The organism is Streptomyces sp. Tu6071, from assembly GCF_000213055.1.
Lineage (GTDB): Bacteria > Actinomycetota > Actinomycetes > Streptomycetales > Streptomycetaceae > Streptomyces > Streptomyces evansiae.
Genome location: NZ_CM001165.1, coordinates 7318823 through 7338829, shown reverse-complemented (window position 1 = coordinate 7338829; position 20007 = coordinate 7318823). Strand labels below are relative to the sequence as shown.

Annotated in this window: 18 protein-coding genes; 10 read left to right on the top strand and 8 right to left on the bottom strand. The window is 74.1% G+C overall.

The genetic code is table 11. The features are described 5' to 3' along the window. Positions 1 to 112 precede the first annotated feature (112 nt). Complete coding sequence (locus tag STTU_RS31315) at positions 113 to 379, top strand: DUF4235 domain-containing protein (protein WP_007830374.1); 267 nt, start codon at positions 113 to 115, stop codon at positions 377 to 379. Positions 380 to 460: 81 nt separating this feature from the next. Here the strand turns inward: STTU_RS31315 and STTU_RS31310 are convergent, their stop codons facing one another. Together STTU_RS31310 and STTU_RS31305 are read right to left on the bottom strand one after the other, a co-directional pair. Then, on the bottom strand, positions 461 to 2827 hold the full coding sequence (locus STTU_RS31310; protein WP_007830373.1) for a glycoside hydrolase family 2: 2367 nt from the start codon (positions 2825 to 2827) through the stop codon (positions 461 to 463). Between the two features lie 211 nt (positions 2828 to 3038). Then, positions 3039 to 4358, bottom strand: coding sequence for an FG-GAP repeat domain-containing protein (locus tag STTU_RS31305; RefSeq protein WP_234019349.1), 1320 nt, complete (start codon positions 4356 to 4358; stop codon positions 3039 to 3041). A gap of 138 nt (positions 4359 to 4496) precedes the next feature. On the opposite strand from STTU_RS31305, the gene STTU_RS31300 reads away from it, so the two are divergent. Beyond that, entirely contained in the window at positions 4497 to 5261 is a 765-nt protein-coding gene (locus STTU_RS31300) for an MBL fold metallo-hydrolase (RefSeq protein ID WP_007830368.1), read from the top strand. A gap of 2 nt (positions 5262 to 5263) precedes the next feature. Here the strand turns inward: STTU_RS31300 and STTU_RS31295 are convergent, their stop codons facing one another. Then, the gene (locus STTU_RS31295) at positions 5264 to 6211 is read right to left on the bottom strand and encodes an SDR family oxidoreductase (RefSeq protein ID WP_007830366.1); all 948 of its coding nucleotides are present in this window, start codon (positions 6209 to 6211) and stop codon (positions 5264 to 5266) included. Positions 6212 to 6460: 249 nt separating this feature from the next. Here STTU_RS31295 and STTU_RS31290 point away from each other — a divergent pair, with 249 nt between their 5' ends. Beyond that, on the top strand, positions 6461 to 6682 hold the full coding sequence (locus STTU_RS31290; protein WP_010268527.1) for a DUF2945 domain-containing protein: 222 nt from the start codon (positions 6461 to 6463) through the stop codon (positions 6680 to 6682). A gap of 51 nt (positions 6683 to 6733) precedes the next feature. After that, complete coding sequence (locus tag STTU_RS31285; RefSeq protein ID WP_007830362.1) at positions 6734 to 7465, top strand: class I SAM-dependent methyltransferase; 732 nt, start codon at positions 6734 to 6736, stop codon at positions 7463 to 7465. 42 nt (positions 7466 to 7507) lie between these two features. Here the strand turns inward: STTU_RS31285 and STTU_RS31280 are convergent, their stop codons facing one another. Together STTU_RS31280 and STTU_RS31275 are read right to left on the bottom strand one after the other, a co-directional pair. Then, positions 7508 to 9031 carry a PLP-dependent aminotransferase family protein gene (locus STTU_RS31280; RefSeq protein WP_007830361.1) on the bottom strand — a complete coding sequence of 508 codons (1524 nt, stop codon included), beginning with the start codon at positions 9029 to 9031 and terminating at the stop codon, positions 7508 to 7510. A 99-nt stretch (positions 9032 to 9130) separates the two neighbouring features. Beyond that, positions 9131 to 9733, bottom strand: a complete 603-nt coding sequence (locus STTU_RS31275) for a LysE family translocator (RefSeq protein ID WP_007830358.1) — start codon at positions 9731 to 9733, stop codon at positions 9131 to 9133. A 366-nt stretch (positions 9734 to 10099) separates the two neighbouring features. Between STTU_RS31275 and STTU_RS31270 the strand changes: the two genes are divergently transcribed. Then, on the top strand, positions 10100 to 11209 hold the full coding sequence (locus STTU_RS31270) for a PP2C family protein-serine/threonine phosphatase (RefSeq protein ID WP_007830356.1): 1110 nt from the start codon (positions 10100 to 10102) through the stop codon (positions 11207 to 11209). A gap of 51 nt (positions 11210 to 11260) precedes the next feature. Here the strand turns inward: STTU_RS31270 and panD are convergent, their stop codons facing one another. From panD to STTU_RS31255, 3 genes are all read right to left on the bottom strand, one after another. Further along, positions 11261 to 11692 (bottom strand): aspartate 1-decarboxylase, encoded by a 432-nt coding sequence (gene panD / locus STTU_RS31265; protein ID WP_043256899.1) that lies wholly within the window; start codon positions 11690 to 11692, stop codon positions 11261 to 11263. Between the two features lie 59 nt (positions 11693 to 11751). Continuing rightward, complete coding sequence (locus tag STTU_RS31260; protein ID WP_078519067.1) at positions 11752 to 12540, bottom strand: GntR family transcriptional regulator; 789 nt, start codon at positions 12538 to 12540, stop codon at positions 11752 to 11754. A gap of 141 nt (positions 12541 to 12681) precedes the next feature. Then, positions 12682 to 14238, bottom strand: a complete 1557-nt coding sequence (locus STTU_RS31255; protein WP_007830349.1) for a glycoside hydrolase family 3 N-terminal domain-containing protein — start codon at positions 14236 to 14238, stop codon at positions 12682 to 12684. Between the two features lie 406 nt (positions 14239 to 14644). On the opposite strand from STTU_RS31255, the gene STTU_RS31250 reads away from it, so the two are divergent. The 5 genes from STTU_RS31250 to STTU_RS31230 are packed head-to-tail and all read left to right on the top strand — an operon-like array spanning position 14645 to position 19997. Next, positions 14645 to 15700, top strand: coding sequence for a phytanoyl-CoA dioxygenase family protein (locus tag STTU_RS31250; protein WP_007830346.1), 1056 nt, complete (start codon positions 14645 to 14647; stop codon positions 15698 to 15700). Beyond that, complete coding sequence (locus STTU_RS31245) at positions 15682 to 16998, top strand: DUF6271 family protein (RefSeq protein WP_043256897.1); 1317 nt, start codon at positions 15682 to 15684, stop codon at positions 16996 to 16998. Before STTU_RS31250 ends, STTU_RS31245 begins: the two co-directional genes overlap by 19 nt. Continuing rightward, positions 16995 to 18185 (top strand): type III PLP-dependent enzyme, encoded by a 1191-nt coding sequence (locus STTU_RS31240; RefSeq protein ID WP_052862447.1) that lies wholly within the window; start codon positions 16995 to 16997, stop codon positions 18183 to 18185. Before STTU_RS31245 ends, STTU_RS31240 begins: the two co-directional genes overlap by 4 nt. After that, positions 18182 to 18778 carry a GNAT family N-acetyltransferase gene (locus tag STTU_RS31235; RefSeq protein WP_043256895.1) on the top strand — a complete coding sequence of 199 codons (597 nt, stop codon included), beginning with the start codon at positions 18182 to 18184 and terminating at the stop codon, positions 18776 to 18778. Before STTU_RS31240 ends, STTU_RS31235 begins: the two co-directional genes overlap by 4 nt. A 4-nt stretch (positions 18779 to 18782) precedes the next feature. Continuing rightward, positions 18783 to 19997, top strand: a complete 1215-nt coding sequence (locus STTU_RS31230; protein ID WP_007830324.1) for an MFS transporter — start codon at positions 18783 to 18785, stop codon at positions 19995 to 19997. The last annotated feature ends 10 nt before the right edge of the window (positions 19998 to 20007 follow it).

Below are 20007 nucleotides of genomic sequence, written 5' to 3'. Positions count from 1 at the left end.
GCGGCGGGGCCGCTTGTGGAAGCCGTGTCTGACCGGAGCGGCCGGGGGTACTCGCGGGCGGACGGCACGGTCACGTGCGCACGCGGGAACATCAGGGAGAGGTGAGCGGGACGTGAAGGTGGACAAGGTCGCGTACAAGCCGGTGGGGCTGGCGCTGGGCATGGGCGCGGGGATGGTGGCCGGTGCGCTCTTCCGGCAGGCGTGGAAGAGGCTCGGGCACGAGGGCGAGGCTCCGGGGGCCGGTGACGAGGACCGGCGCTGGGGCGAGATCCTGGTGGCCGCTGCCCTCCAGGGCGCCATCTTCTCGACGGTGCGGGCCGCGGTGGAGCGGGGTGGGGCGACGGCGGCGAAGCGGCTGACGGGGAAGTGGCCCGACTGAGGGCGGAGGAGGCGGGCGGGCACCCGTGGGGAGCGTCTTCGGCGCGCCCCACGGGTGCCCGCGTCTGTCAGCGGTTCGCGTTCACGGGGTCCACGGGTTCTCCGCGGCCCAGGTGGTGTCCTCGGTGAAGCGGTCCGGTGTGTCGTAGGCGTGGGTGCCGCCGGGCGTCGCGAGCCAGACCTCCGAGTTGTAGTGGCGCAGGTACTGGCCGGGGAAGTTCGAGGCCATGAGGCGGACGCCGCCCTCGCCGGGGACGGCGCACCAGGTGGCGTCGGCCTTGAAGAGCGCCGAGCCGTCGCCCGCCTCGCGGTGGACCCGGAACTCGCGGTGGCGCAGGTACTCGCCGGGGTAGTTGCGGGACTCGAAGGAGTAGCACGCGGAGTCGGAGAGGCCGGGGACGATCTTCCAGGTGGCGTCGGCCTTCAGGAGTGCGGGGCTCGCGGCGGTGACGGGCTCGGTGTTCGCGAGGCCGTCGTAGTGGCGCAGGTAGCGGTCGGTGAAGCCCGGGGTCGTGACGCGCAGGGACTTGTAGCCACCGGTCGGGAGGGTGGCGCGGGGCGGGGTGCCGCGCGAGGCGGCGATGAGGGCCTGGTTGGCGGCGCGGACCCGGTTCTCGTCGACCTTGACGGCCTGGCGGTCGTAGGTGAGCAGGCCGTTGGCCTCGTTCTCGACGTCGGTGATCTCGGTGTAGACGGAGGCCGAGAGCCCGGCGGGCATCTGCTGGAGGCGCAGGGCGTCGATGAGGCCGGTGAAGCGGTTGTTCAGGTGGGCCGCGTCGGGCTGGTCCTCGTAGCTGAAGCCGCCGCCGGGGTACCACTCGTGCCCTTGGACGCGCAGTCCGAGGCCGCCGAACTCGCCGAGGACCGCGGCGCGGCTCGCGCTCGGTCTCGTGACGCCGGGGCCGACGTAGTTGTGGTGGTCGATGACGTCGCCGTTGCCACCGTCGACGGCGCCGCAGCAGTTGACGCCGCTCATGTTGTCCACGAGGCGGCTCGGGTCGTACGCCTTGATGTCGTCGGCGATGCGGGCCTGGTCGTACTGGCCCCAGCCCTCGTTCTCGTCGACCCACATGACGAGCGAGGGCGAGCTGCGGTGCTCGTCGATGATCTCGTGATACTCGGCCTCCCACTGCGTGCGGGCGGCGCTGTCGGGGGTGCGCAGGTCCATCGCGGGCATGTCCTGCCAGACCAGGAGGCCGAGCTTGTCGGCCCAGTAGAACCAGCGCTGGGGTTCGACCTTGATGTGCTTGCGGACCATGTTGAAGCCGAGGTCCTTGTGCTTCTGGAGGTCGTACTTGAGGGCGTCGTCGGTGGGCGCGGTGTAGATGCCGTCGGGCCAGTAGCCCTGGTCGAGCGTGCCGGTCTGGAAGACGAACTTGCCGTTGAGGACGGGGCGCTGGACGCCGTCGACGCGGGCGAGGGCGATGCTCCGCATCCCCGTGTAGCTGCCGGTCGTGTCGGTGACGGTGGTGCCGTCGAGGAGTTCGGCGCGCACGTCGTAGAGGAAGGGGTCCTCGGGGGTCCACAGGTGCGGTGAGGGGACGGGGACGCTCAGGGCGCCGCCGACGGTGCCGGTCGCCGTGCCGACCGTCCGGCCGCCGGTGGAGACGGTGACGCGGACCTGGCGGCCGCTGGCCCCGGCGGCGCGGACCGTGGTCCTGAGGGTGCTCGTGCCGAGGTCGGGTGTCATGTCGAGGCGGGTGATGTGCGCGGGGGCGACGGGTTCGAGCCAGACGGTCTGCCAGATGCCGGAGGCGGAGGTGTAGAAGATGCCGCCGCCCGCGTGGGGTTCGACGGGGCCGGAGCGCTGTTTGCCGATCGCCTGGCCGCCGGACTGGGTGGGGTCGAGGACGGAGACGACGACGGTGTTGGTGCCGCCCCTGTTGAGGAGGGCGGTGATGTCGTGGGAGAAGGCGTCGTAGCCACCGCTGTGCTCGGCGCCCGCCTGCTGCCCGTTGACCCACACGGTGGTGCGCCAGTCGCTCGCGCCGAAGTTGAGGACGACGTTCCTGCCGTTCCAGCCCGCGGGGACGGTGAAGGTGCGGCGGTACCAGAGCTTGTCCCCGGCGTTGACCTGCCGCTTGACGCCGGAGAGCGCCGACTCGGCGACGAAGGGGACGCGGATCTGCTCGTTCCACTGCGTGGGCTGTCCCGCGTTCGCGGCGGTCACGGCGAAGTCCCAGATGCCGTTGAGGTTGGCCCAGTCGGGGCGGGTGAGCTGGGGGCGGGGGTACTCGTTGAGCGGTTTGTCGGTGGGGACCTGGTCGGTCCAGGGCGTGGTGAGGGGTGAGGGTTTGGGGGCCCAGGCGCTCGCGGCTGCCCGGGCGGGCGCGGCGGCCGTGAGGGCGCCCGCGCACAGCGCGAGGACGGCGAGGAGGGCGGTGAGCAGGGCGCGCGGGGCGGGTCTGAGGGTGCGGGGCGGGGGTGCGGAGGTCGGGGCGTGCGGCATGGTGCGGCTCCTTCGGGTACTCCGGGCGGGTCTCCACCAGGCGGGCTTTTATCACGTACATGACAAGGCTGGAGCGCGGGACGGGCCGGGCCTCTCGCGGCCTCCCGCCGGGCAACCGGCGGAACAGCAGGGCGACTTGAGGCTCTCTTGACTTTTTACATCGTTGGAAGAGAGCTGTAAACCGTCGCGGCAAGGCCCCGTCCGCCGGTTCTCAGTCCAGTCCGAGGCGCGCGGGGGCGAGGGAGCGCACGCCGTGGAGGGAGAGGCCCTTGTCCGTGCCGCGCAGGAGGACGTAGGCGCCCTTGCCGCCGTTGTGGCGGGGGGCGTGGGCGAGGAGGTCGGCGTGGTGGTCGCCGTCCGCGTCGAGCAGGGCGAGGGGCATGAACTCGTTCCAGTGGGCGGCGTTGGGGCGGCCCGGCATCCAGTCGTCGAGCGCCGTGAGCCGCTGGGTTCCGGCGCGGGTGGCGCGGACGGTGATCCAGTCGTCGTGGCGGTAGGCGCCGGCCGCGCCGATGACGAGGTCGCCCCGGGAGTCGCCGTCGATGCGCCCGGTGAGGACCGAGGAGCCGAAGGCGCCCTCCTCGCCCTCGTACACGTCCGCCTTCCCGCCCGTGCCCGGCCCGCCCGCGCCTCCGTGGAGGACGGTGAGGCGGCCGTGTCCCCCGGGCGCGGTGCCGGGGACGAGGAGTTCGGCCGCCGCGTCGCCGTCCGTGTCGCCCGGGAACGAGGCGAAGCCGCCCTCTCCCGGACCCGCGGCGGCGAGCAGGGCCTTCTCGCGCGAGCGGTCGCGGCGCGGGCCGCTCGGGCCCCCCTTGTAATAGGCGACCGGTGTGAGGTCCGGCGGCGCGTTGTCGTCGTCCTGCGCGTCGTACGCGTAGCCGAGGACGAGGTCGCTCGCGCCGTCGCCGTCGAAGTCGGCGGCGGCCACGCCGGCGGGGCTGCTGTAGCCGTGCTGGCCGAGGTCGAGGGCGCGGGTACGGGCCGGGGCACCGCCCGCGGTGAAAGGACCGTGGAGGACGCGGCCGGGGGTACCGGGGTCCTCGGGCAGGGTGTTCGTGTCCCCGGTGCCGCCTTCGCCGCCGTCGAAGAGGTCGGTGGTGCCGTCGCCGTCGAAGTCCCCCGCGGCGCGGGGGACGAAGCCGCGCGGGGTGCGCAGCGTGCGCGGAGCGGCGAGCCCGCGCGGTCCGCCCCGCAGGAGCACCGTGCCACCGCCCCCGGTGGCCGCGACGAGGTCGGTGTAGCCGTCCCCGTCGAGGTCGGCGCGCACCGGGTTCGTGACGGCGAACCGGCTCGTCCGCCGCGCGTCGAGTCCGTCCTTCGCGCCCCACAGGACCACGCTTCCGCGCTCCTCCGAGCCGAGGACCGCGTCGGCGTACCCGTCGCCGTTCAGGTCGGCCGGGTCCGCGGGGCGGTGCGGGCGCCCGGTGGCGAGCGGTACGGGGCCCTCGGACGCCGCGTCGCCGGAGCAGCCCGACGCCAGCAGCACACCGCACACCGCGACCGCCGCGACTCCCGTTCGCACCCGCCTCATCAGTCCCCCGCTTCCCCTGCGCACGTCTCGCGGGCAGTATGCCGCAGGAAGAGAAGGCGGCGGCGCGTCAGGCGTCCGCCGCGACGACACGGGACACGGCCTCCTTGAGGGGCTGTCACCGGCACGAAAGGGCGGGCAATGACGGCAGGGCTGCGGGACGAGGACGTCGTCGAGGTGGCGGCGGGGGTTCACCTGGTCCACGGGAGCGACACGAACTGGGTGGTCGTCAAGGACGGGGACGCGGCGACGCTCATCGACTCGGGGTATCCGGGCGACCGGGAGGCGGTGCTGGCCTCGCTCGCGCGGCTCGGCGTCGCACCGGAGGCCGTACGGGCCGTGCTGATCACGCACGCGCACGGCGACCACATCGGGGCGGCCGAGCACCTGCGCACCGCGTACGGGACCGACATCCTCATGCACGAGGAGGAAGTGCCGCACGCGCGCAGGGAGTTCCTGCACCAGGTGACCATCGGGAAGATCCTCGCGCGGGCCTGGCGGCCCGGGGTGCTCCCCTGGGCGCTGGGCGCGGTGCGCTCGGGGGGACTGGGCGCGGTGCCCGTCGCCGGGCCGCGGGCCTTCCCCGTCGCCGGGGCGCTCGACCTCCCGGGGCGGCCCGTGCCCGTGCACACGCCGGGGCACACGCGCGGGCACTGCGCGTACCACCTGCCGGAGCACGGCGTGCTCGTCAGCGGTGACGCGCTCGTGACGGGGCACCCCACCTCGCGCCTGGCGGGCCCCCAGCTGCTGCCCGGGATGTTCCACGCCGACCGGGCCCGTACCCTCGCCTCGCTCGCCGCCCTGGAAGCGATACAGGCCGGGACACTGCTCGCCGGGCACGGGCCCGTCCACCGGGGTGACGTGCGCGAGGCCGTCGCGCGGGCCAGGGAGCACGCCGGGGCGTGACGTCAGGTGTGCGGGGGCGTCACGGGGCGCGCGGGGGTGCGGTCCTCGGCGCCCCAGTCGGCGCGTCCGCCCGGTCCGAGGACGCCGGCCTCGCGGGCCAGTTCGGCGGGCGTGAGGCGCGCGAGGGCGCGGCGTGACACGTACGAGACGGCGTAGGGGAAGACGGGCCGCAGGGGCTGGAGGAAGCGGAGCCAGGGCGGCGCGTAGACGGTGGGCGCGCGGCGGGCGATGCTCCGCGCGAGCCAGGCGGCGACCTGCTCGGGCGGGTGGACGCGGCCCGCGAAGGCCGGCTGGTGGGCGCGCAGCGCCCGCAGGACGGGGTCCTCGTCGATGTTCTCGATCATGCCCGTCCCGGTCCAGTGCAGGTAGGCGATGCCCACCGTGACGCCCGCCGGGGCGAGTTCGTTGCGCAGCGCCTGGGCGAAGGACTCGACACCGGCCTTCGAGGCGCAGTAGGCGCTCATCATCGGCGCGGAGCCGAAGGAGGCCGTGGAGGCGACCTGGAGGAAGTGGCCGCGCTTGGCGAGGAGGTGCGGGAGGAAGACGCGAGCCGTTGCGGCGCTGCCGGTGAGGTTGACGGCGATGACACGGTCCCACAGGGCCGCGCCGGTGTGCGTGAAGGGACCGGCGGCGGCGATGCCCGCGTTGGCGACGACGACGGAGGCGGGTCCGAGACGTTCCCGTACGCAGTCGGCGGCGCCGCGCAGGGCGGGCTCGTCGGTGACGTCGACCTCCAGCGAGCAGGTCGGTACGGGCAGTTCGCGGGCGACGGCCTCCAGCGTGGCGAGTTCCCTGCCGAGGAGGGCCACGGCCATGCCGCGCGCCGCGAGGGCGCGGGCGAGGGCGGCGCCGACGCCGCGCGCCGCGCCGGTGACGACGGCGACGCGGCGGGGGGCGGGGGGCTCGTGGGGCGCGCGGCCGGGAGCCGCGTCCGGGGTTCCGCGCCGCATGGGGCCTCCAAGCCGATCGGCCGTAGGGACGTCCTCGTGCCCGCACCACTGTCTGTGCCGCTCTTCGAGCCGCGGCGCTTCGTACGGTCGCGAGTCAGCCGATCACGCGGGGCGGACGGGCGCGAGCGGACGGGGCCCGGACGGGGCCGTTCGGCGGTGCCGGGGCGCGCGGGCGCCGCGAGCGCGGGAGGCTGGGCCGGGACGGCGCGTACCGCTGTGGCACGCGCCCCGGCACGAAGGGCGGTCCCCATGGCGAAGAAGGACAAGAAGCTGCGGCGCGGCGACGACGTGGCGTGGAGCAGCCACGGTCAGGAGGTCGAGGGCGAGGTGACGAAGAAGGTGGACAAGCACACGGAGGCCGCCGGGCGCACCGTGGACGCCTCGCCGGAGGAGCCGCAGTACGAGGTCGAGAGCGACAAGAGCGGCAAGCGGGCGGTCCACAAGCCGGAGTCGCTGCGCAAGAAGCGCTGATCCCGGCCCCGCCTTCCGTTCCGGCGGGCGCCCGGCGGGCACCGTGGCCCCATGAGTGAGTGCGAGGGCGCGGACGCGTACCGGACGACGGCGGAGTTCTACGACATCCTCCAGGCCGAGCGGGACAGCCGGCTCGTGGCGGAGTTGTACGGGGGGCGGGTCGCCGCGGCGCGGGGCGCGGTGGTGGACGTGGGCGCGGGGAGCGGGACGGTGAGTCTCATGGCGCTCGCGTGCTCGGGGGCGCCGGTGCACGCCGTGGAGCCCTCGGCGGTCATGCGCTCGCTCCTGCTGACGCGTCTCGCGTGGTCCCGGGCGGACCGGCGGGCGCGCGTGACCGTGCACCCGGGCACGCTGCCCGAGGCGGAAATCCCGGATTCTTCCGCCGAGTTGGTGGTGTGCCACAACGTCGTTCCGACGCTCGACGGCGCGGCGCGCGACGCGCTGTGGGAGGCGGCGGCACGTGTCCTGGAGCCCGGCGGGCTGCTGCTCATGGACCGCCCTCGCGCGCGGGCGCCGCGCGCGGCGGAGGTCGCGGTGTTCACGCCGGTACGGGTCGGCGCCGACACCTACGAGGGCGAGGTGCGGGAGACGGCGTGCGAGGAGGGGGCCGAGCTGGCGTTCACGTACACCGTGCGGCGCGGGGAGCGGGTGGTGCGGCGGCGTGGCGAGCGGTTCCTGACCCGGATGCTGCCGCCGGAGGTGCTGACGCGGGAACTCGGCGGGCACGGGCTGCGGTGCGAGGAGACCGGGGAGCGGGTGCTCGTGGCGCGCGGGGAGCGGTGACGGTTCGGGCGAGGTCGGGGCGCGCAGGGGAGGTGACCGCCCTCAGGCGAGGTCCCGCAGGGCCGCGCCGAGCGCGGCCACTCCCTCCTCGATGGCGGTGGCGGGTACGGCGGCGTAGCCGAGGACGAGCCCCGGCGGTCCCGGGCGTACGCGGTGCCAGGAAAGGGGCTGGACCTTGACGCCCCGGGCGAGCGCGGCGGCGGCCACGTCGGTGTCGGGGACGGGCGTGTCGAGGGTGAGGGTGAGGTGGAGCCCGGCGGCGGCCCCGTGGACGACGGCGTGCGGCAGGTGGCGGGCGAGCGCGGCGATCATCGCGTCCCTGCGGCGCCGGTGCCGGGTGCGCGACTGCCGTACGTGGCGTTCCAGGTCTCCGCTGTCGATGAGGCGCGCGAAGGTGTGCTGGGCGAGGACGTCGTTGCCGAGGTCGGCGAAGCGCTTGGCGTCGACGAGGGCGTCGCGCAGGTGCGGGGGCGGGACGAGCCAGCCGAGGCGCAGCGCCGGGGCGAGGAGTTTCGAGGCACTGCCGAGATAGCAGACGCGGTCGGCGAGCAGGGTGCGCAGGGCGGGGACGGGGGCGCGGTCGTAGCGGTGCTCGGCGTCGTAGTCGTCCTCCAGGACGAGGCCGCCCTCGCTCGCCCAGCGCAGCAGCGCGCGGCGGCGGCCGCCGCGCGTGACGACTCCGGTGGGGAACTGGTGGGCGGGGGTGAGCAGGACCGCGCGGGCGCCGGTGGCGCGCAGGTCGTCGACGCGGATGCCCGCGTGGTCGACGGGGACGGGGGGCGTGGCGAAGCCCGTGCGGCGCAGGTGCTGGCGGACGCCGAGCGAGCCCGGGTCCTCGAAGGCGACCTGGTCGATGCCTTCCGCGCGCAGGACCGGCCCGAGGAGCGAGAGGGCCTGCGCGGCGCCGGAGAGGACGAGGAGGTCGTCAGGGTGGACGAGGAGGCCGCGGGTGCGGGCGAGCCAGTGCGCGAGGGAGGTGCGCAGGGCGGGCTCGCCGCGCGGGTCGCCGTATCCGAGGGAGGCGGTGGGGAGTTCGGCGAGGACGGCACGCGTGGCGCGCAGCCAGGCGGCGCGCGGGAAGGCGGTGAGGTCGGGACGCCCCGGTGTGAGGTCGATGCGGGCGGACAGCTCGCGCAGGGCGTCGAAGACGGCCTCACCCGTGGCCGGGGCGAAGGGATCGGCGGGCGGGGGCGTGGACGCGCGGGGCGGCGGGACGGTGCGGGGTACGGCGCGGACGACCGTGCCGCTGCGGCCCCGGCCCTCGACGTGGCCGTCCTCGGTGAGGCGCCGGTACGCCTCGGTGACGGCGCCGCGGGAGAGGCGGAGCGCGCTGGCGAGGGTGCGGGAGGGCGGCAGCCGGGCGCCGGGGGTGAGGCGGCCCTCGGCGATCGCGCGGCGCACTTCGGCGACGAGCCAGGCGGTCTTGTCGCGGGCGGGGACGGCGCGGGTGCCGAACGGGAGGAGGTCCGGGACCGGAGGGGACGGCGGTTCGGGTCCCTGAGGGGGTGGTTCGGAGACCTGACGGGGTGGTGGGTCGGGGACACGACGGGGTGGTGGTTCGGGCATCGGGGCGTCCATGGGGTTCATGATGGCCGGCTCGTACCTCCCGCGCTCGTCGCGCTCGCGGCTGCCTGGTCCGTCAAGGAGGCGCTTCTGTAGGGGCGTTCAGGCGAGCGCGAGCGCCGCGCCGAGGGCGACGAAGCTGCCGCCGAAGACGCGGTTCGCCCCGGTGAGCAGGGCCGGGCGGCTCAGGACGTGGCGGCGTACGGCCGCCGCCCCGAAGGCGTATCCGGCGAGTGCGAGGAAGGTCAGGCCCATGAAGACGAGGGCGAGAGGGAGCATGGCGGCGAAGGGATCGGCGGTGCGGGCCGGAACGAAGGCGGGGAGGAAGGCGAAGCAGAAGAGGGTGAGTTTGGGGTTGAGGAGGTTGAGGAGGACCGGCGAGACGAGCAGGCGGGCCCCGGCGGGCGGGGCGGTGGCCGCGTCGACAGCGAGCGTGGCGCGAGCGGTGCGGAGGGTGGTGATCCCGAGGTGGACGAGGTAGGCGGCGCCCGCGTACTGGAGGACGGCGAAGGCGGTGGGGCTGCGGTGGAGCAGGGCCGCGAGGCCGGTGAGGGCGGCGGCGAGGTGGGGGACGGTGCCGAGCGTGCAGCCGAGGGCGGTGAGGAGACCGGCGCGGCGGCCGTGCGCGAGTCCGGTGGAGAGGGTGAGCAGGACACCCGTGCCGGGGGTGAGGACGACGGCGAGGCTCGTGAGCAGGAAGGACATGGTCAAGGGAACCTCCGGGGTGCGTGGGGTTCCAGCCTGGACGGGCGCGTGGTCCTGCGGACAGGGCCAAAACGGGGGTCGTGGAATGGACCAATCGCGGAGGGCCGGAGGACGCGCGTGCTCCTGTCCTCGGGGCGCGGGGGCCGGTGGGGCGGGGGCGCGGAACGGGGTGAGGGCGGGAGTGGGCACAGGGTGAGGACGGGGCGCGGTACGGGGTGAGGGCGGGGGTGCGCACACGGTGAGGGCGGGGGGTGCGCAGGCTGAGACCCCGCCTGCGGGCCTGGTGAAGGCACGAGTCGACCGGGGCGGCGCGCGCGGGGGGCGCGTCACCCGGAGCCGGGCGTTTGATTCCTTACCATCCCTTTCATGCGTGTTCTGGGTGCGGGAACGAAGCGGGTCGCGGCGTGGCGGAGGGACCCGGTGCTCCTGGCCCCCGCGGTGCTGACGGTGGTGATCGGTCTCGCGGCGATCCTGACGCCCCCGCAAATTCCCTTCACGCGGCTGCTCGTGGTCGCGCCCGCGCTCGCGGCCTCGTTGTGGCGGGTGCGCGGGACGCTGCTGCTCGGTGGGGTGTGCGCGCTCGCGGTGCTGGCGTACGCGGTGCTCGACGGGGACCAAGAGTCGATGTTCACGGCGGGCGCGATCGCGGCGGTGGGGCTCGCGGCCGCGTACGCGAGTCATCTGCGTACCCAGCGGGAGCGGACGCTGAACGAGGTGGAGGCGGTCGCGAACACGACGCAGGAGGTGTTGTTGCGCCCGGTGGCGCGGCACGTCGCGCACCTGGAGATCGCGACGCTGTATCTCGCGGCGGCGCCGCACGCGAAGGTGGGCGGGGACTTCTACGCGGCGGCGGACACGCCGTTCGGGCTGCGGCTCCTGCTCGGGGACGTCCGGGGCAAGGGTCTGCCCGCCGTGGGGGTCGCCGCGGCGCTGCTCGGCTCGTTCCACGAGGTGGCGTACGAGGCGCGCGGCCTCGCCGAGGTGGCGGAGCGCCTGGACACGAGCATGGGCCGCTACTGCCGCTCGCGGACGGGCTCGCGCGCGGACGCGGAGGAGTTCGCGACGGCGATCCTGGTGGAGATCCCGCGCGGGGGCACGCACCTGTCGTTCCTGAACTGCGGCCACCCGCCTGCGCTGCTCTTCCACGAGGACGCCCCGCGCAGTCTCGATCCGCCCGCGGCGTCCCCGCCGATCAACCTCGCGGAGATCCTCGGCACGGCGTACACGGTGGAGCGGGTGCCGTTCGGGCCCGGGGACACGTTGTTGCTGTACACGGACGGGGTGACCGAGACGCGAGCGCCGGGCGGCGCGTTTTTCCCGCTGGAGCGGTGGGCGGGCGGGGTTCCGGCGGGTTTCATGCCGCAGGAACTGCTGCGGCGGCTGCACCGGGCGCTGCTGGCGCAGAGCAGGGGGAAGCTGGACGACGACATCGCGTGTCTCGCCGTGCGCTACGAGGGGCCCGCGCCCCCCGCCTGAGAGTCGTCGGCGCCCGTCCGCGCCGGGCCATGCGGGCGGGGGCCGACGGGCTCAGGCGTGCTGCGGGGCGGGTATCGCGCGGGGGCTGCGCCGCGAGGCGGTGCCGGGGACGGGAGCGGAGGGGTCGCTGCCGAGGGCGACGATCTCGTTGTCGGCGTCGACGTGGACGACGCGCGGCACGAGGGAGCGCGCCTCGGCGTCGTCGACCTGCGCGTACGACATGAGGATGACGAGATCCCCGGGGTGGACGAGATGCGCCGCCGCCCCGTTGATCCCGATGACGCCGGACCCGCGTTCGCCCGGGATCGTGTACGTCTCCAGGCGGGCGCCGTTGGTGATGTCGACGATGTGGACCAGCTCACCGGGGAGCAGGTCGGCGGCGTCGAGGAGATCCGCGTCGACGGTGACCGATCCCACGTAGTGGAGGTCGGCCTCCGTGACGGTCGCGCGGTGGATCTTGGACTTGAACATGGTTCGCAGCATCGGGGCACTCCCACGAGTAGGCTCCCTGCCCGCGTTCTCGCAGGTCAAGGGCTGTCCCCCTAGCTTACAACGCTCTCGGGTCCCGTCATGGCGTGGGGAGTGGGCGGGACCGGGTCGGCCGGGGCCCTCCGCGGGCGTGGTGGAGAGAGCCTGGAGACGACGCGGTAGCGGTCACCGCGGTAGACGGAGCGCACGTATTCGACGGGTCGACCCTGTTCATCGGTGGTGACGCGTTCGATGAGCAGTGCCGGGGAGAGAACGGGTACCTCCAGGACGGCGGCCTCGGTCTCGTCGACGAGGACCGGTTCGGTCGACTGGACCGCCTCGTACCCCTCGCTCCGGTGGGAGTCCTCAAGGTGCGCGTGAAGACCGGCCTGCGGGGTGTGCGTGGGCAGGTCGGGGACGAGTTCCCGCGGGATGTAGAGGTGTTCGAGGGAGAGCGGGCGTCCTTCGGCCCTCCACAGCCTCGTGACGTGGACGAGGAGGTCCTGGGGCGCCGCTCCCAGCCGTCGTCCGGGGGTCCCTTCCGCTCGACCCACGGAGCATCCGAGGACCTGGCCGGACACGGTGCCCCGGGTGAGCGGCATGGCGAGGCCGCGGCCGTTCGGGACGAGTTCCCGCATGGTCTTCGCGGGAGCCGCGACGAACATGCCGCGACCGTGCTCACGACGCAGCAGTCCGCTGGCGACGAGTTCGTCCGCCGCCGCGCGCAAGGTCGGTCGTGAGACACCGAGCCGCGCGCTCAGCTCGCGCTCGGAGGGAATGGCCTCTCCCGCCGCGCGTCCTCTGACGAGAGAGAGGATGTGTTGTCGGACCCGCTCCCTCTTGGGTGCGGCGGCGCCGGCCATTCCCCGCGTCCCTCCCGTGTCCTCTTCGACGATCTGTTACTTCCGCGGTTTCTTCCGCGCCCGGGGCTTTCGGGGCGTACCGGTCCCCGCTCGGCGCGCGCGACGGTCCCGGACCGATGGCCGGGACGAGTCGCGTCGGATTCAGGACAGATCCGCGGGGGCCGGGACGGCCGGAGACGCCTGCGGGGTCTCGTACTCGTGGAGGCCGGAGCCGTCCGTGAGGAGCGCGGCGACCGCCTGGGCGGACGCGGTGGAGGCGCCGTGGGTGCAGACGAGTGCGTCCCCGGGCAGCGGGCCGGGCAGCCCGGTCTCGACCACGAGGGCGTCCGGGCGCGCCGAGACGATGTCCGTCAGCGCCCGGCGCATCCACGCGTGGCGCCCCGCGTCCCTGACGACGACGACCAGCGGGCGGCCGTCGGCGGGAGCGAGCACTCCGGCGGGCAGGGGGGTCTCGGCCGGGAGGTCCTCCTCGCGCAACCGCACCGAGGTGGTGTCGGGGGTGCGGGCGCGCAGGGGCGCGGCGATCCCCCACGGCGTTTCCTTGCCGATGGCGAGATTGGTGCGGGGGGCCAGCTCGACGACGTGCGCGGCCCCGGTCAGGGGCAGCCGGGTGCGTGCGGCGTCGCTGAGGCGGATCGCGCGGCGGGCCGCGTCGAGGCCGACGAACGGGTCGGGTGCGCCCGTGGCGTTGCGGCGCAGCTCCGCCGACCAGGTCGCGAACTCGGCCACGCGACGGGCGGCGTCGGCGAGGCGCGCGGCGGGCAGGTCGCCGCCGAGGACGGCCTCGACCAGGGCGTCGGCGAGGCTGTGGGTGATGCCCTCGCTCGCGTTCTCGCCGCCGACGCAGATCGCGTCGGCACCGGCCGTGATGGCGCGCACGGCGGCGCCTTCGATGCCGTACTCGTCGGCGACCGCGCCCATTTCGATGGCGTCGGTGACGATGAGCCCCTCGTAGCCGAGCTCCTCGCGGAGCAGGGTCGTGAGGATGCGGCGGCTGAGCGTGGCCGGGCGGTGCGGGTCGAGGGCGGGCACGAGGAGGTGTGCGCTCATGATCGCGCGCGCTCCCGCCGCGATGGCGGCGCGGAAGGGGGGCAGCGCCTGGCGGGCGATGTCGCGATCGGATGCCTCGTAGACGGGCAGTCCGTGGTGGGAGTCGACCGCGACGTCCCCGTGGCCGGGGAAGTGTTTGGCGCAGGCGGCGACGCCGGCCGACTGGAGGCCGCGAATCCAGGCGGAGGTGTGCCGGGCCACGCTGTCGGGGTCGGCGCCGAAGGAACGGACGCCGATGATGGGGTTGTCGGGGTTGCTGTTGACGTCGGCGCTCGGCGCGTAGTCGAGGCTGACGCCCGCCGCGCGCAGCGTGTGGCCGAGGTCCTGCGCGACGGCGTGGGTCGTCGCGGTGTCGTCGAGGTAACCGAGGGCGTGGTTGCCCGGACGGGTGGAACCGGTGCGCGATTCGATGCGTGTGACGTCTCCGGACTCCTCGTCGATCGCGATGACGAGTTCGGGGTTCTCGGCACGGAGGCGCGTGGTGAGCGCGGCCACCTGCTCGGGCGTCTCGATGTTGCGGGAGAAGAGCACCACGGACGCGAGGCCGTCCCGGATGGCGGCGAGGAGCCACTCGGGAGCCGTGGTGCCGACGAAGCCCGGCTGGAGGACGCCGAGTGCGAGCCGGCGCAGCTCCTTCTCGTTGTGCATGGGGGTGCCCTTCGGGTGGTGCGTGCCGAACCGCCAGGGGACACAGGGGGGTTGCCCCGCGCCGTTTCCTGGTCTGGACCTTTGACCCAACGCGGCGCGGGGCGGGCTGTCAAGTGGTCTGGACCAGAATCGGCCGATCGTTCACCACGTCGTCACACGGAAGCCGGGGCGGAACGTGAAAGTACTGGTCAGTAATGAAAATGACGTGACGTCAGTGACGGATGAGACGTTGACAGGCTTCGCTGGTCTAGTCCAACGTGGAGGGCGAGGCGCCGCTTCGAACCGAGCGCCCCCGTCTTCCTCCTTCCCCGCGTCCGTCGTTCGCGTATGCCGTGTGCCCTGGTCAGGACACCGCGCCCGTACGACGCCTCGCCCTCCCCACGCTCAAGAGCCCTGGAGTTCCCTCATGCCCACGGCCGATCCGTACCTGCACCGTGCCGCGACCACCCGTCCCTACTTCAGCGCGGACGGCGAGACCTACCTCGCCGCCACCCCGCTGCGCGAGCTGCGCAAGACGCGCCCGCTGCGCGTGCTGAGCGAGGAGCAGTTCTCCTTCTGGCAGACCTACGGCTACGTCGTGGTCGAGCAGGCCGTCCCGCGCGAGGACGCCCAGCGACTCCTCGACGTCGCCTGGGAGTTCCAGGGGCTCGACCCCGAACGCCCCGAGACCTGGTACGACGAGCGCGAGTACCGTTCCGAGCTGGACCAGGAGCTGCACATCTACGGATTCGTGGAGGCGTACCACCACGAGCTGATGTGGCAGAACAGGCAGCGCCGGCGCGTGTACGAAGCGTTCGCCGACGTGTGGGACTGCGACGAACTGTGGGTCACCCTGGACCGGCTGAACCTCAACCCGCCGAACATCAAGACCCGCGACCGCTCGCTGATCGAGTTCCGCCCGACCGGTTTCGACATCGATCTGCACTGGGACGTCGACAGCACGCGCGGCATCCCGCCCCAGCGCGTCCAGGGCATCCTCGCGCTCAACGACACCGTGCCCGAGCAGGGCGGATTCCAGTGCTGCCCCGAACTCTTCCGGCAGTTCGACCGGTGGAAGGCCGAGCAGCCGGCCGACCGCGACCCCATCCGTCCGGCCGTCGACCGCTCCGAGATGCCCGTCGTGCGCCCCGAACTGCGCGCGGGCGATCTGCTCATCTTCAACGGTCACCTCGCGCACGGCGTGGCGGCCAATCTCTCCACCGCCGGGGCCCGCGCGGTGCAGTACCTGTCGATGATGCCCGCCCTGGAGCAGCACGAGGAACTGCGCCGCTCGCGGGTGGACTCGTGGCGGGACCTGAGCACCCCCACCTGGAACGGCACCCTCCTGGGCGACGCCGTGCGCCCCGAGGCCGAGCGCTACCCTCGCCCCGAGCTGGACGAACTGGGGGAACGCCTGCTCGGCCTGCGGTCCTGGCGGGAGGCGGACACGAAGGGGGCCGACTCGTGCGCAGCGTCTGCCTGACCCTCCCGACCGACCGGGAGTGCGTGACCACCCTGCGGCTCCTGGGCGAGGAAGCCGCCTACGCGGTCGGGCACTTCGACGTCGAGGTCCACCTCCTCGTCCTCGACTCCAGCGCTCCCGAGACGCGCGCGGCCCACCGGGCGGCGCTGGGGCGGCTCGCCCTCCCTCCGCGCGTGCGCGTCCACCACTTCGACGAGGAGGAGCAGCGCGCCTTCCTGCGTCAGGCGCTCGCGGCCACGGACAGCCCGAAGACCGAGCTGCTGCTCGACCTGATGCTTCCCTCGAAGCCCTCCTACGGGGCGTGCACCAACCGGGCGTTCCTCCTCAGCCTCGCGCTCGGCTGCGTGTCCGTGCACCGCAGGGACTCCGACAGCCGCTACCAGGAGCACGACGGCGAGAAGGTCTTCCCGATCCACCACGAGCTGCGGGCGCTGGGCGCGCGGGCCGCCGACCTGATCGGCGACGTGGACGAGTGCGACCTCACCCCGCGCGAGGCCGCCCGCACCGTCTCCCTGGTCGGGGCGTCCTTCGTCGGGCCGCCCTCCGTCGACATCGCCGAGATCGCCGCCCTCGACCCCGAGGCGTACCACGACGTGGTCAGCCTGTGGGCGCCCGCGGACGCGACCGAGGAGGAGAGGCGGGCGCTGGTCGCCGAGTCGTTCCTCGGCGCGGGCAACGCGGCCTTCGAGGGCGACCACGCGCTGCTGACCCGGGTCGACCCGATGCGGGTCGACATGTGCAACATCGCCTTCCAGGACGTGCACGCCCGCGTCCCGCTGCCCCCCGCGACGAACACCATCGGAAGCGACTACTTCCTCCTCCACCTCGTCCACCACGCGGGTCTCCCCGGCGTCCTGCACAACCGGCACATCGTCAACTACTACACAGGCGAACGCCGTACGGATTCCGGCTTCCTCGCCTACCAGACGCGCTTCGTGAAGTTCCTCCTGTCGATGGCGCACCTCCACCCGGCGTACGCGGCGCTCGCCCGCGCGGGCTCGGACCTCCTGCTCGACGACGGCACCGTCGACGCGGAGCGGGTGGCCGCCATCGTGCGGCGCGCCGCCGTCGTGGACCCGGCCGAGAACCTCGATCGCCTCGACCGCGTCGACGACGCCTACCGCCGACTGGGCGGGCGCTACGCCGACTTCGCCGACCGGCTGCGCCCGTCGCGGGAGTCGTTGCCGGCGGAGGCCCGCTCGGACATGGAGGACTACGCCCTGCTCATCGACATCTGGCCCGCCCTCGTCGCCGGGGCGCGCCAAGCCGGGCCGTACGCCGCACAGGAGGAAATATGACGTCCCCCCCGCGACCACGCCCCGAGGAGCCGGGTGGGCACGACCGGCTCGTGTACGACCTCGACGGCATCCGCGCCCGGTACGCCGAGCTGTGTCGCGAACTCCCCTCCGCCGCCGTGCGGTTCGCCATGAAGGCGGCTCCCGACGACGGGGTCCTGCGCGCTCTCGCCGCCGTGGGCGCCGGGGTGGACGCGGCCGGGCCGCAGGAACTGCGGCAGGCGCTGCGTGCCGGGTTCCCCGTCGAGAGCGTCCACTACGGCAACACGATCAAGTCCGACGCGGACATCGCGGAGGCGTACGCCCTGGGGGTGCGCCTCTTCGTGACGGACAGCCGTGAGGACCTCGCGGCACTCGCGCGCCACGCCCCCGGCGCACGGGTGTTCTGCCGGATCGCCGTGGAGGGCGGGAGCGCGCTGTGGGGTCTCAAGCACAAGTTCGGCTGCGCGCCGGACGAGGGCGTACGGCTCCTGCGCGAGGCCGTCGATCTCGGTCTCGTGCCCTCCGGGCTCTCGGTGCACGTGGGCTCGCAGCAGATGGACCCCGACGCCTGGCGCGAGGCGTGCGATCGTCTCGCGGCGGTACTGGAGGCGCTGGGTGAGGCAGGCATCACGCTGGACCACGTGAACCTCGGGGGCGGACTGCCCGCCCGGGGGTACCTGAGCGCCGCGGGCGAACCGCTCGACCCCCCGCTGGACAAGATCTTCGCCACGCTCCGGGAGGGTGTCGAACGGCTGCGTGCCGTCCACGGCGGGCACCTCGACGTCGTCATGGAGCCGGGCCGGTGGCTGGTCGCCGACCACGGCACCATCCACGCCCGCGTCGTACGCCTGACGCGGCGGCGCATGCCCGACGGCGTCCTGCAGCACTGGCTCTACCTGAGCTGCGGGAAGTTCAACGGCCTCTACGAGATGGACGCCCTCCAGTACCGTCTGCGCTTCCCCACCCGTTCCGCGGCCCCCCGGGTCCCGGCGGTCGTGGCGGGTCCGACGTGCGACAGCGACGACGCCTTCGCGCACGACCGCGGGCACGTGCGGGTTCCCGCGGATCTGCGCTCGGGCGATCCTGTCGAGATCCTCTCCTGCGGCGCGTACGCGCTGAGCTACACGACGCGCGGATTCAACGGCTTCTCCCCCCTCCCCGTCGTCCTCACCGGCGCGTCGCCGGACGCGCGGGGAGAGGGCCTGTGAGCGCGGCGCGCGGGACCGTGGCGTCGGGGCCGGTGGCGTCGGGGCCCGTGATCCGGGGCCTCGCCCCGGCGGACTGGGCCGCGATCGTCTCCCTGGAGGCCGCGGCGTACGCCCCGCTCGGCCTCTCCGAGAGCCCCGCGGTCCTCCGCGCCAAGGCCGCGGTCTCGCCCGGCACGTGCTTCGTGGTGCGCACCGGGGCGGAGACCGTCGGCGGATACCTGCTCGCGCTGCCCAGCCCGCCGCGACGTCCGCCGTCGTGGGGACGCACGGAACCGGCGCCCGCCCTTCGCGAGAACCTGCACATCCACGACCTCGTCGTGAGCCCGCTCCTGCGCGGGCGCGGCCTCGGGCGTCGCCTCGTGGCACACGTGGAGGACGCCGCGCGGGACCGGGGCTGCACCTCCGTCTCGCTCGTGGCCGTGGGCGGGGCGGACCGCTTCTGGGCCGCACTCGGCTACGTCGCCCAACCGGACGTGGCCGTCACCGACTACGGCGCGTCGGCCCTGTACATGTCCCGCTCGCTCACGACGCGGGAACCGTCCCCGGGTCGCTCCGCGTCCCCTGCCCATCAACCCTCACACAGGCGGAGTTGACCTCATGCCCTCCCCCGTTCCCTCGTTCAGACGCGGGCAGTTCGCCACCGCCGCGCTCTTCTGCGCCCTGGGCTTCCAGTACGCCACGTGGGCCTCCCGCATCCCGGCGCTGAAATCCGGGCTCGGCCTGAACGCCGCCGAGGTCGGCTTCCTGCTGATGGCCGCGGGGGTGGGCTCCTGCGTGTCCTTCCCTCTCATCGCGCTGCTGATGCGGCGCCTGGGCTCGCGCCGGCTCGCCCTGCTCTCGACCACGGCGCTGGCCCTCGTCCTCCTCGCCCTGGCCGCCGCCCCCAACTACCCGGTCGCCCTGTTGGTGGTGTGCGTCGACGGGGTCTTCGTCGGTTGCCTCAACACGGCGATGAACGCGCAGGGCGCCGCGCTGGAGGCCCGGTACGCACGGCACACGATGGCGAAGCTGCACGCCGTCTTCAGCGGCGGGTCCTTCCTCGCGGGGGTGCTCGCCTCCGGGGTGCACCTCATGACGTCCTCGCTCGCCGCCCACTTCGCCGTCGCCGCCGCTCTCCTCGTCCTGCTCACGGCGGGCGCCTGGACGGGCCTGCTCACCCGTGCGGAAGAGGTCGCGGCGCCTTCCGCGCCCGCCGAGGCGGAAGCAGCACCGGAACCACGCCGCCGGACGCTGCCGGGCGCGGCCGTGTGGTGGATGTGCGCCGCCATGGTCTTCGGGACGGTCGTGGAGGGCGCGATGAACGACTGGTCCGCCCTGTACCTGCGGGATGTCGCGGACGCCTCGGAGCAGCTCGCTCCGCTGGGCATCTCCGTCGTCTCCGGCGTCATGGTCCTCGCGCGGCTGTGCGCCGACGGCTGGCGTGAGCGCTGGGGCGACGGCAGGGTCGTGGTCGTGGGCAGCGCCCTGGCCGGTTCCGGGCTCGTCGTGGCACTCGCGGCCGGGGGTGTCTGGCCGGCCTTCGCCGGTTTCGCCTGTGTCGGGCTCGGTGTCGCGGCGGTCACCCCGTGCGTCTACGTGGCCGCAGCCCAGCAGGGCGGGAACGCGCTCACGCTGGTCGCGGCCATGGGAACGACGGGGCTGCTCGCCGGTCCTCCGCTGATCGGTTTCGTGGCCAGCGCGAGCAGCCTGGTGTGGGGGCTCGCCTGCGTGGCGGGGGCCGCCTACGTGGTCGCGCTGTGCGGCGTCCGCATCCCGTGGCCGGACCGCCGTGCGCGTACCGGCTCCAGCGCCGAGGAGGCGGTCGCCGCCTGAACGCCCGCGC